The sequence below is a fragment of the Staphylococcus sp. FSL W8-0271 genome, assembly GCF_038006605.1.
GTDB lineage: Bacteria > Bacillota > Bacilli > Staphylococcales > Staphylococcaceae > Staphylococcus > Staphylococcus cohnii.
On the sequence record NZ_JBBOVM010000001.1, the window covers coordinates 2,628,912 to 2,639,696 of the forward strand.

The 10,785-nt window shown below is 33.0% G+C and carries 9 protein-coding genes; all 9 read right to left on the minus strand.

Annotated elements, in window-relative coordinates; genetic code table 11:
* Positions 1-250: 250 nt before the first annotated feature.
* The 9 genes from glpT to rpmH all read right to left on the minus strand — a co-directional run bounded on the left by glpT (position 251) and on the right by rpmH (position 10,064).
* Positions 251-1,609, minus strand: coding sequence for a glycerol-3-phosphate transporter (gene glpT, locus NST87_RS12940; protein ID WP_019467920.1), 1,359 nt, complete (start codon positions 1,607-1,609; stop codon positions 251-253).
* A gap of 240 nt (positions 1,610-1,849) precedes the next feature.
* A complete protein-coding gene (locus NST87_RS12945; protein WP_019467921.1) occupies positions 1,850-2,416 on the minus strand; it encodes a helix-turn-helix transcriptional regulator in 567 nt (188 codons plus the stop codon).
* Positions 2,417-2,688: 272 nt separating this feature from the next.
* The gene (locus NST87_RS12950; RefSeq protein WP_040030045.1) at positions 2,689-4,149 is read right to left on the minus strand and encodes a carbon starvation CstA family protein; all 1,461 of its coding nucleotides are present in this window, start codon (positions 4,147-4,149) and stop codon (positions 2,689-2,691) included.
* Between the two features lie 265 nt (positions 4,150-4,414).
* Entirely contained in the window at positions 4,415-5,251 is an 837-nt protein-coding gene (locus tag NST87_RS12955; protein ID WP_040030046.1) for a ParB/RepB/Spo0J family partition protein, read from the minus strand.
* A 35-nt stretch (positions 5,252-5,286) separates the two neighbouring features.
* Positions 5,287-6,012 (minus strand): 16S rRNA (guanine(527)-N(7))-methyltransferase RsmG, encoded by a 726-nt coding sequence (rsmG, locus tag NST87_RS12960; protein WP_019467924.1) that lies wholly within the window; start codon positions 6,010-6,012, stop codon positions 5,287-5,289.
* Position 6,013: 1 nt separating this feature from the next.
* Positions 6,014-7,891 carry a tRNA uridine-5-carboxymethylaminomethyl(34) synthesis enzyme MnmG gene (gene mnmG, locus NST87_RS12965; RefSeq protein WP_040030047.1) on the minus strand — a complete coding sequence of 626 codons (1,878 nt, stop codon included), beginning with the start codon at positions 7,889-7,891 and terminating at the stop codon, positions 6,014-6,016.
* A 15-nt stretch (positions 7,892-7,906) separates the two neighbouring features.
* Entirely contained in the window at positions 7,907-9,286 is a 1,380-nt protein-coding gene (gene mnmE, locus NST87_RS12970; protein WP_026034741.1) for a tRNA uridine-5-carboxymethylaminomethyl(34) synthesis GTPase MnmE, read from the minus strand.
* A gap of 152 nt (positions 9,287-9,438) precedes the next feature.
* Positions 9,439-9,786 carry a ribonuclease P protein component gene (rnpA, locus tag NST87_RS12975; protein WP_019467927.1) on the minus strand — a complete coding sequence of 116 codons (348 nt, stop codon included), beginning with the start codon at positions 9,784-9,786 and terminating at the stop codon, positions 9,439-9,441.
* 140 nt (positions 9,787-9,926) lie between these two features.
* Complete coding sequence (gene rpmH, locus NST87_RS12980) at positions 9,927-10,064, minus strand: 50S ribosomal protein L34 (RefSeq protein ID WP_000240855.1); 138 nt, start codon at positions 10,062-10,064, stop codon at positions 9,927-9,929.
* Between the last annotated feature and the right edge of the window lie 721 nt (positions 10,065-10,785).

The following is a 10,785-nucleotide window of genomic DNA, read 5'->3' on the forward strand; positions in this document are numbered from 1 at the left end:
CATAAAAAATTTTTAGTGTACTTACTTATTATTTAATTACCACAATTTTATATAAATTATTCATTTATTAATGAAATATTTCATTTTTTCATATTCAGCACTTCAAAGTACTTATGGCTTGTTAATTACATACACAAATAGCAACTACATTAATGATTTCAAAAATAGATTTCTTTTTAAAAAATAGACATGACTATGAAATCAAAATCATCCCTTTGCTCTCATAGTCACGCCTTATAATGCTTATTTATTAATGTAATTGTTCTTGGCCTCGTTTATTCCAAGTTAAAATAAAGCTTAACATCGCTAAAATACTAATAATTGTTAATAAGACAAAACCAAAATCCCATCCAAAATGTTGTACGACAAAACCTAAAACAATGTTTGCCATCACAGCACCAAATAAGTAACCAAATAGACCTGTTAGACCTGCAGCTGTTCCGGCTGCTTTTTTAGGTACATAATCTAATGCTTGTAAACCAATCAACATTACTGGGCCATAGATTAAAAACCCAATTGCAATTAGTGATAAATTGTCTAACCATGCATGACCTGGAGGATTCAACCAATAAATCAACACAAAGATTGTCACGCCAAGCATAAAGAAGAAACCTGCAGGACCACGACGTCCTTTAAATACTTTATCGGAAATATAACCGCAAAGTAGTGTACCTGGAATGCCTGCCCATTCGTAAAGGAAATAAGCCCAACCTGATTCACTTAAATTAAATTGCTTTTCTTCACTTAAATAAGTAGGTGCCCAATCTAACACACCATAACGTACAAAATAGACAAAAATATTAGCAAAAGCAATGGCCCATACCCATTTGTTATTCAATACATATTTAAACAATATCTCTTTTGTTGTTAACTCTGTTTCAAGTGTCTCATGTGACGTCGTAGAATAATCTTTGTTATAGCGTTCAATAGGAGGTAAACCTTGTGATTGAGGTGTATCTCTAATTAAGCCATATGCAATAATTGCGATGACAATTGCCAGTAATCCTGGATATATAAATACGCCTTCAAATCCTCTTAAATAACCAAAATTATAAAGGGCAGTCATAGATATTCCCCAAGTTGCGATCGGTGCCATTAAACCTCCACCAACATTATGAGCCACGTTCCAAATAGACGTTTTACTACCACGTTCACTAACACTAAACCAGTGCACAAGTACACGTCCTGATGGCGGCCATCCCATACCTTGAAACCATCCATTTAGAAATAACATAATAAACATGATTGTTATACTAGAAGTAAAAAATGGTACAAATCCTAATAATAAATTAACAATTGCCGTAAGCATCAAACCTAAAGTTAAAAATACACGCGCATTACTGCGATCACTTACGGTTCCCATTACAAATTTACTAAATCCATAAGCGATTGAAATCGCTGATAGCGCAATACCAAGCTCTCCTTTACTGAAACCATCTTCAATTAATGAAGGCATTGCTAATGAAAAGTTTTTCCTCAGCAAATAGTAACCCGCATAACCGATAAAAATACCTAAAAAAACCTGTAACCGTAACTTTTTATATGTATCATCTACCTTTTCAGACGGTAAAGGATCCACATGTTTTGCTGGCTTTAAAAAACGAAACATACAATCACCCCTAAATTAGCAATTATTTTTCTTAACATTTTATTTACAAATTATTTACTTAATATTAATATTTCCCAGTTGGTAAAGCAATACTATTATTAAGATTTGAATATTATTATTGTAAGAAATAATATTTACTAGGCCGTGGGGGATACGATTGCAATAAACAAAGATTTCATAAATAAAACACCTCATAGTTATGATAAATCTTTAACTACAAGGTGTTATGAAAAGTAACTATTACAATACATCAAAAAAGTGCATGCTTAATAGCATAATGATAATAAATAATCCGACGCACAGTATAAAACTGTACATAGAAGTTACAGTATTACGCAATTTACTACTATAAACATCGTTAGGGTCTTTCCCATGCATAAAAGCAACTATCCTATCATACGTTTGTATTCTATACGATTTTTTTAAAGCTTCTACTTTAAATGATGCAATAATCATAGTTATTAAGAGTATAATTTCAGCTGAAATCCATAATGCCGTCCAATAGTAGAGGGTTGGACCTGCTAAAATTGCGGATAATAACATAGGCCAAAACATTAAATGACTCCATAAATTAAATTTGCTCTGTTTTAACTTTTGTTCCATAATCTCTATGTCTCCTTTAACTAAATTATCTAAAGAAACTTGAAACAAAGAACTAAGCATTAACAAATTATGTATATCTGGATAACTTTTATCATTTTCCCAATTTGAAATTGTTTGTCGTGAAACATACAATTTTGCAGCTAATGCTTCTTGTGATAAATGGTCACGCTGTCTAAAAAATTTAATTTGATTACCTATGTTCATTTGCCAAGCTCCTTTAACTTGAGACTATAGTGTGATTCTATTTTAGACTACCAAATTGTATTGACATGCGCACATTTAATTATGCAAAAAGTTTTTGTCATATATATATAGCGCCTTTTTTAGACTTCCCTCAGACTTACATGAAATAAGAATAAGAGTAAGACCGCAACTAAATCATACTTTTAATCACGTATCTTACTCCTATCATTATTATTATTTAATTAACCTGTGTCATAGCATTAAGAAACCAGCATCCCATCATAAATTTATATTTACGTCACAGTTTGCTGTTGTTGATATGGTATAGGATGATCTAATTCAAATGAAGCACCTGCAGTAATTTTTTTATATTGATAAGTAAAGTAGCCAATCCATAAAATTGTGAATATAAACGCGAGTCCATAACTTAAATTAAGATCCAGACCTAAACCTATCTTCTGACTTAAAATATAAGTAAAAATATTCCAAGTCATAAAGACTGCCGGAATTGCAGCCACCCAAAAATTCTTTTTCGCGATAAGTAAGTACATTGCACCTACCCATAAAGCGACAACAGCTGTAGTTTGGTTTGCCCATGAAAAATAGCGCCATAAAATGGTAAAGTCTACCTGAGTCAAACCAAAACTTACGACAAATAATGGTGCAGCTACGATCACTCTTTTTAACATACTACGCTGACCATAATTTAAATAATCAGCTATAATCATACGTGCACTACGGAAAGATGTATCACCACTTGTAATTGGTAAGACAATCACACCCAGTACTGCAATCGTACCAAACACAGAACCCAATAATAGATGTGATGCTTCACTTACAACAAGCGCCGCTTCCCCACGTGCTAAAACATCACTTAATCCACTATATCCATTAAATAAACTCATGCCTGCAGCTGCCCAAATCATTGCTATAATACCTTCTGCAATCATCATTCCATAGAATATAAAACGACCATTTTTCTCTTTGTTTGTCGTTCTCGAAATAATAGGTGTTTGTGTAGCATGAAAACCAGATAAAGCACCACAAGTAATTGTAAAAAATAGTAGTGGAAATATAGGAGCGCCATCTGGATGCATATTTTTCAAATTAATTTCAGGTATCGGTGCACCTGTTTGAATAAGACGGAAACCTATACCTACTGCACTAATTAATAACAATGCACCGAAAATTGGATAAATGCGACCAATGATTTTGTCTATAGGTAAAATTGTAGACAAAATATAATAAACAAAAATGACAAAGATAATGATACCTAATGCGATTCGTCCATCTAATAAATTATGTAGTAACAATGCTGGACTTGTTACAAAAACTGTTCCAGTTAGCAATAATAATAAGATTGAGAAGATATTTACAAAGTGTTTCATGACCTGACCTAAAAATTTACCAGCAAGTTCCGGTAAATGTGCCCCTTTATTTCGAATTGAAATCATGCCAGTCAAATAATCATGTACTGCACCTGCAAAAATACATCCCACAACAATCCATATAAATGCTACAGGTCCATATAATGCCCCCATAATCGGTCCGAAAATCGGTCCTACACCTGCAATGTTCAATAGTTGAATGAGTGAATTTGATGACGTCTTCATAGGTAAATAATCGACATTATCGCGTTGATTATATGCTGGTGTTGGTCTATCTTGTTTCGTTCCAAACATTTTGTCGATATACTTCCCATAAGTGAAATAACCTATAACTAATAAAATAATAGATACAATAAACGTTACCATTTTAACATCCCCTTTTAATAATATGTAAGCGTTTTCTTAATTTAATCACATATTTTATTATTCTACAATCCTGTAAATGTTTTTTTATTTAATTATTTTTAATTTTTGAGGAATATAAAATAAAATAAATTTTTAAAATAATCTTTACATTTATATGATATCTGACTGATTAACACTTATAATAAATAAAAAAAGTACAACCTCGTTTAAATTTAAACGAAGTTGTACTTTTTGGATAAGCTATATATTCAATTAAACTCAACTTTTATTTTTTATAAAGCTTAATTTTTATTTCATAATAATCATCATGGTCTTTAGCTTGATGTTCAAACTTGATGCCACTTTTTTCAATTTCTTCTAAACTTTTGCCTACCGCTTCACGTGCATCTGTTAAGTCTTTTTCAAATGCAAAACTTTGCGCTTTCACTTTTTCAGGGCCGACTTTTTGTTTTACTCTAGCTTCAGTTTGTTTCACGTTTAACTTTTGGCTTATAATCGTTTCCACTAATGTTTCTTGATCTTCATCTGATAAACTTAGCATCGCACGTGCATGACGTTCTGTAACTTTGCCTTCACGTAAACGTTCTATCACTTTTGGCGCTAATTTTAGTAATCTCAATTTATTTGCTATAAAACTTTGACTTTTACCTACACTTTTAGCTAATTCACTTTGTGTAGTATCACCTAGTTCTAAAAGTTTTTTATAAGCTTCTGCCTCTTCTACAACAGATAAATTTTCACGTTGGATATTTTCTATTAAAGCAACCACTGCAGTTTCTTCATCACCTAAATCTCTGATAATGACATCTGCGTATGTCTTATTCAACGATTGTAAGGCTCTAAATCTACGCTCTCCAGCAATGATTTCAAACATATCCTCTTCTATCGGACGTACTACAATCGGTTGTAACAATCCATGCTCATCTATTGATTCTGCGAGTTCTTTAATCTTATTTGGCTCAAATACTTGTCTTGGTTGATAACGATTTGGCACAATACGTTCAGTATGAATAGATTCAACACTATTATGATCCTCTTCAATATAACCAACAATGTCATCTTTATTTTTCAAACCAAATAATTTAGAAAAAGGTTTCTTCATATTTTATGCGCTCCCTCTAAATTAGTTGTATTAAATCACTTTTCTTTTTCAAGTAATGGAGACTTATTGGGCATTCCTGGTTTTCTTGGATATTTCTTTGGTGTCTCACTTCTCTTATCAATCTTGATCATTTGCCTTTCACCAGCATCTTCTGGTAATTCATATGAAATGACATCCTGAAGTTTACCACCGAGGACTCCTATACCAAAACGCGCTTCTTCCAACTCTTCTTCGCCTTTAGCTGATTTTAAAGCAATGAATTGTCCACCCTTTTTAACTAACGGTAAACACAATTCGCTTAATACGGAAAGTCTAGCAACTGCACGTGCAGTTACAATATCATAAGACGCCCTGTAGTCTCCCTTCCCGTAAATTTCTGCGCGATCATGTACAAAATTCACATTTTCTAAATCTAATGCTTCTGCTAATTGATTTAAAAAATGGATGCGTTTATTTAATGAATCTACAATTGTAATTTTTAAATTAGGATAAATAATTTTTAATGGAATACTTGGAAAACCAGCACCAGCACCAATATCACAAATTGTTAGCTCTTGTGTCAAATCCGTATAAAAACTTAGTGCAATGGAATCATAAAAATGTTTCAAATACACTTCATGTTCTTCAGTAATGCTTGTTAAATTCATTTTTTCATTCCATTCAACGAGCATTTGAAAATACGTTTGAAATTGATGTTGTTGTTTTTCTGTAAGTTCGATATCTTGTGTGCTGAGTTGCTCAGTTAACCATTTTACACTCATCTTAATTTTCCACCCTTTGTATTTTACCTTGTTCTAGGAACACTAATAAGATCGAAATATCTGCAGGATTTACACCTGAAATCCGAGATGCTTGCGCAATATTTAACGGTTTAACTTCCGCTAATTTTTCGCGTGCTTCAGTCGCTAAACTATCAACTTTACTATAATCTAAGTCTTCTGGAATTTTCTTTTCTTCCATACGTTTTACTTTTTCAACTTGCTGTAACGACTTATTGATATAGCCTTCATATTTTGTCTGAATTTCTACTTGCTCTTCTACATCACTAGGTAATTGATTTTCTTCTTCTAAAATTTCTAGAATTAAATTATACGTCATTTCAGGTCTACGCAATAATTCCAAGGCTAATATACCGTCTTTCAAGCGTGAACCGCCTTGCGCTTCAATAATTTCTTGTACACGTTCGTGCGGTTTTATTCTAATTTCATTTAAGCGTGCTTGTTCGTCTTTTATCATTTGACGTTTTTCATTGAAACGCGCATAACGTTCTTCAGAAATCATACCTAATTTATAACCTAAATCTGTTAATCTTAAATCTGCATTGTCATGTCTTAATAATAAACGATATTCTGCACGAGATGTTAATAAACGATATGGTTCATTGGTACCTTTTGTTATAAGATCATCTATTAAAACACCAATATAAGCGTCTGAACGGCTTAGGATGACTTCTTCCTCACCTAGTACTCTTGAGGCTGCGTTAATTCCAGCCATGATACCTTGTCCTGCCGCTTCTTCATAACCAGAAGTTCCGTTGATTTGTCCTGCAGTATATAAGTTTTTAATTTTTTTAGTTTCTAGTGTTGGCCACAGTTGTGTCGGTACAAGTGCATCATATTCAATTGCGTATCCTGCACGCATCATATCCGCTTTTTCTAAGCCTGGAATTGTTTCCAACATCTGACGTTGAACATGTTCAGGTAAGCTTGTTGATAAACCTTGGACATAAACTTCATTGGTATTTCTACCTTCTGGTTCTAAGAAAAGTTGATGTCTAGGCTTATCATTGAATCTTACAAATTTATCTTCAATTGATGGACAATATCTAGGTCCCGTACCTTTAATCATACCTGAATACATCGCAGATAAATGTAAATTATCATCTATAACTTGATGTGTTTCTCCATTGGTATATGTTAACCAACAAGGTAATTGATCTAAAATATATTCCGTTGTTTCAAAACTAAATGCTCTACCAACGTCGTCACCTGGTTGTATTTCTGTTTTAGAATAATCAATCGTTTTGGCATTAACACGCGGTGGTGTACCTGTTTTGAATCTCACTACTTCAAATCCGAGATTTCTAAGATTATCAGCTAGTGAAATAGATGGTAATTGATGGTTTGGACCACTTGAATATTTCATGTTACCTAAAATGATTTCCCCACGTAAAAATGTACCAGTTGTAATAATGACTGCATCTGCCCAGTATTCTGTGCCGATATTCGTACGTACGCCTTTGATGACTTCATCTTCAATAATTAAGTCATCCACCATGCCTTGCATAATATCAAGGTTTGCTTCATCTTCAATTACTTTTTTCATTTCTTGTTGATAAAGTACTTTGTCAGCTTGTGCGCGAAGTGCTCTTACTGCTGGACCTTTGCCAGTGTTTAACATACGCATTTGGATATGCGTTTTATCGATTGTTTTCGCCATTTGGCCACCTAATGCGTCTATTTCACGAACTACTATTCCTTTAGCCGGGCCACCAACTGATGGGTTACATGGCATGAATGCAATATTATCTAAATTTATTGTTAACATTAACGTTTTGGCACCACGTCTTGCTGAAGCAAGTCCAGCTTCAATACCAGCATGTCCGGCTCCAATTACTATTACATCATATTCTTGAGCCATACTTTTTCCTCCCTTTTATTTTCCTAGACAAAATTGACTAAATAATTGATTTATCAATTCTTCACTTGCGGATTCTCCGATAATTTCGCCTAAAATTTCCCAAGTTCTCGTTAAATCTATCTGAACCATATCCATTGGCACACCAGCTTCTGCAGCATCTATAGCATCTTGAATTGAGTTTCTCGCTTGTTTTAGCAATGAAATATGTCTTGAGTTCGATACATATGTCATATCCTGATTTTGGACATCTCCTGCAAAGAATAAATCTCTAATTTGTATCTCTAACTGGTCAATACCTTCTTGTTTTAACATTGATGTTTGAATGATTGGCATATCTCCAACCATTTCTTTAACTTCTGAAATATCTAATTGTTTGTCTAAATCCATCTTGTTAATTATGACAATGGCGTCTTCATTTTTAATAACTTCATATAACTTGCGATCTTCTTCTGTTAATGATTCGTTATAATTTAGCACAAACAAGATTAAATCCGCTTCACCTAAAGCCTTGCGTGAACGTTCTACACCAATACGCTCAACGATATCTTCCGTTTCACGTATCCCAGCAGTATCTACTAGCCTTAAAGGTACACCGCGAACGTTTACGTACTCTTCTAAAGTATCTCGAGTCGTACCAGGAACCTCTGTAACAATCGCCTTGTTGTCTTGGATCAAGTTATTTAACATGGATGACTTACCAACATTCGGCTTACCAACTATGACCGTTGCTAAACCTTCTCTCATTATCTTCCCTTGTGTGCCTGTATCTAATAACTTATTAATTTCTGACTTAATTTGATTTGATTTTTCTAATAAAACTTCTGTTGTGGCATCTTCCACATCATCATATTCTGGATAATCTATATTAACTTCTACTTGTGCAAGGATTTCGAGAATGGATTGTCGCTGTCGCTTAATCATATCACTTAAACGACCTTCAATTTGATTCATTGCAACTTTAGATGCACGATCGGTTTTAGAACGAATAAAATCCATCACCGCTTCGGCTTGAGATAAATCAATACGCCCATTTAAAAACGCACGTTTTGTATACTCACCAGGATCTGCCATTCTAGCACCGTGTGTCATCGTCAACTCTAATACTCTATTGATGGTTAAAATACCACCATGACAATTAATTTCAACGATGTCTTCTCTAGTAAATGTTTTCGGTGCACGTAAGACAGACACCATTACTTCTTCGACCACTTCATTTGTCTCAGGGTCAACAATGTGCCCATAATTTATTGTATGAGAAGGTACATGTTCTAATGGTCCCTTCCCTCTATATAATTTGTCTGCAATATTTACTGCGTCAACACCTGACAAACGTACAATACCGATAGCACCTTCACCCATAGGTGTGGATATACTCGTTATCGTATCTAAATCCATCATCCATCTCGCCTCCTTTATTCTAAAATTTATCATTATAATATTGTAAATAGTTTTGGATCAAAAAGCTAACATCTTGTTTAAAATTTTCATAAAGTTAGTCTTAGGGTTGTATGATGTAAGACTGACGCCAGTCTTAATTATCCCCTGCCCTACTTAATTCGTTTATTAAAAACCTTAGCTATTTTTAAAACATGTTCTAAACTTGCTTGGATTTGTAGTGTATCCATATCTTTAGCTGGATGCCTGGCTATCACAATAATTTCCATTGGTAATATATTTTGTTTATGTACCTTGAAACTCTCACGTATAGCACGCTTAATTTTATTTCTAACAACAGCATTACCTAATTTTTTAGAAACACTAATACCTAGTCTGAAGTGTTCTAATTCTTTATTAGGTTTCGTATAGACTACAAATTGACGATTTGCTACTGATTTTCCTTTTTTATATATAAATTGGAAATCACTGTTCTTTTTAATTCGGTATGCCTTCTCCACGAAACATCACTCGCTTATCTTTTCATTACATTTATTATTATATATCTAACATGCGTTGTATTTTTTAATAATAACAATAATTTTGCTACATATTTTCGTTATTTTAAACCAAAAAAAAGACCACTGATGAGTCAGTGATCTTATGCTGATAATACCTTACGGCCTTTACGACGACGACGCGCTAAAACTTTACGACCGTTTTTTGTGCTCATGCGTTTTCTGAAACCATGAACTTTACTATGTTTACGTTTATTTGGTTGATAAGTACGTTTTACCATGCAAAAACACCTCCATCTGTATTCGGTTATCTAAATATTATAATAGATAAATTAATATAAGCTTTTTGCTTCAAGTCTTGATTTAATATTATTAATTTCTAGTCATAATTCAAGCAACTACTACAATATAACAAAATCTTTTTTATAAAGCAAGTATCAATTTCAAGCATGTTTTTATCTCATTATAATACGAATCAGTCCTAGATATTTTAAAACTGTATTGATAAATACGTCTATTAATATAGAAGATTCACCCTATCATATAAATATTTTTCATTTCAAACCTAGAGGGTTTTTTAATTATACAAATTCCATACACTTTTTATAAATTATTTCCCAAGCCCACAAATCGCTTAATTTTTGATATACTATTCATTCTTGTAAGTTATCCACTTATTCACAGATACGCATGCTTATTTTGTGGATAATATTTCATCTATGCACAGGGTTATTTATGATTTAACAACATATTCACAGCCATTTGACAGAGGTGTTTGTTAAAAAGTATAATTGTGTGGATAAGTTATGTAAATATTGATAAATAAGGGGTTATATTATGAAGATATATCCTAAATGGTTGTGTATAACTTATAATCACAGTGAGTTATCCACTGATTGTGTGTAACTTGTGGATAATTATTAACAGCTTGTGATTATGTTTATTCACACATGTTATTTCTGTGTATAACTTTTAAAATATAGAAAGTTGGAGTTTGCTATT

Excerpts from the sequence above, each read along its gene's own strand:
- mnmG (WP_040030047.1), bottom strand. The coding sequence starts at position 7,891 with ATGGCTCAAGAATATGATGTAATAGTAATTGGAGCCGGACATGCTGGT.
- NST87_RS12955 (WP_040030046.1), bottom strand. The coding sequence starts at position 5,251 with ATGAAGAAACCTTTTTCTAAATTATTTGGTTTGAAAAATAAAGATGAC.
- mnmE (WP_026034741.1), bottom strand. The coding sequence starts at position 9,286 with ATGGATTTAGATACGATAACGAGTATATCCACACCTATGGGTGAAGGT.
- rsmG (WP_019467924.1), bottom strand. The coding sequence starts at position 6,012 with ATGAGTGTAAAATGGTTAACTGAGCAACTCAGCACACAAGATATCGAA.
- rpmH (WP_000240855.1), bottom strand. The coding sequence starts at position 10,064 with ATGGTAAAACGTACTTATCAACCAAATAAACGTAAACATAGTAAAGTT.
- NST87_RS12950 (WP_040030045.1), bottom strand. The coding sequence starts at position 4,149 with ATGGTAACGTTTATTGTATCTATTATTTTATTAGTTATAGGTTATTTC.
- NST87_RS12945 (WP_019467921.1), bottom strand. The coding sequence starts at position 2,416 with ATGAACATAGGTAATCAAATTAAATTTTTTAGACAGCGTGACCATTTA.
- glpT (WP_019467920.1), bottom strand. The coding sequence starts at position 1,609 with ATGTTTCGTTTTTTAAAGCCAGCAAAACATGTGGATCCTTTACCGTCT.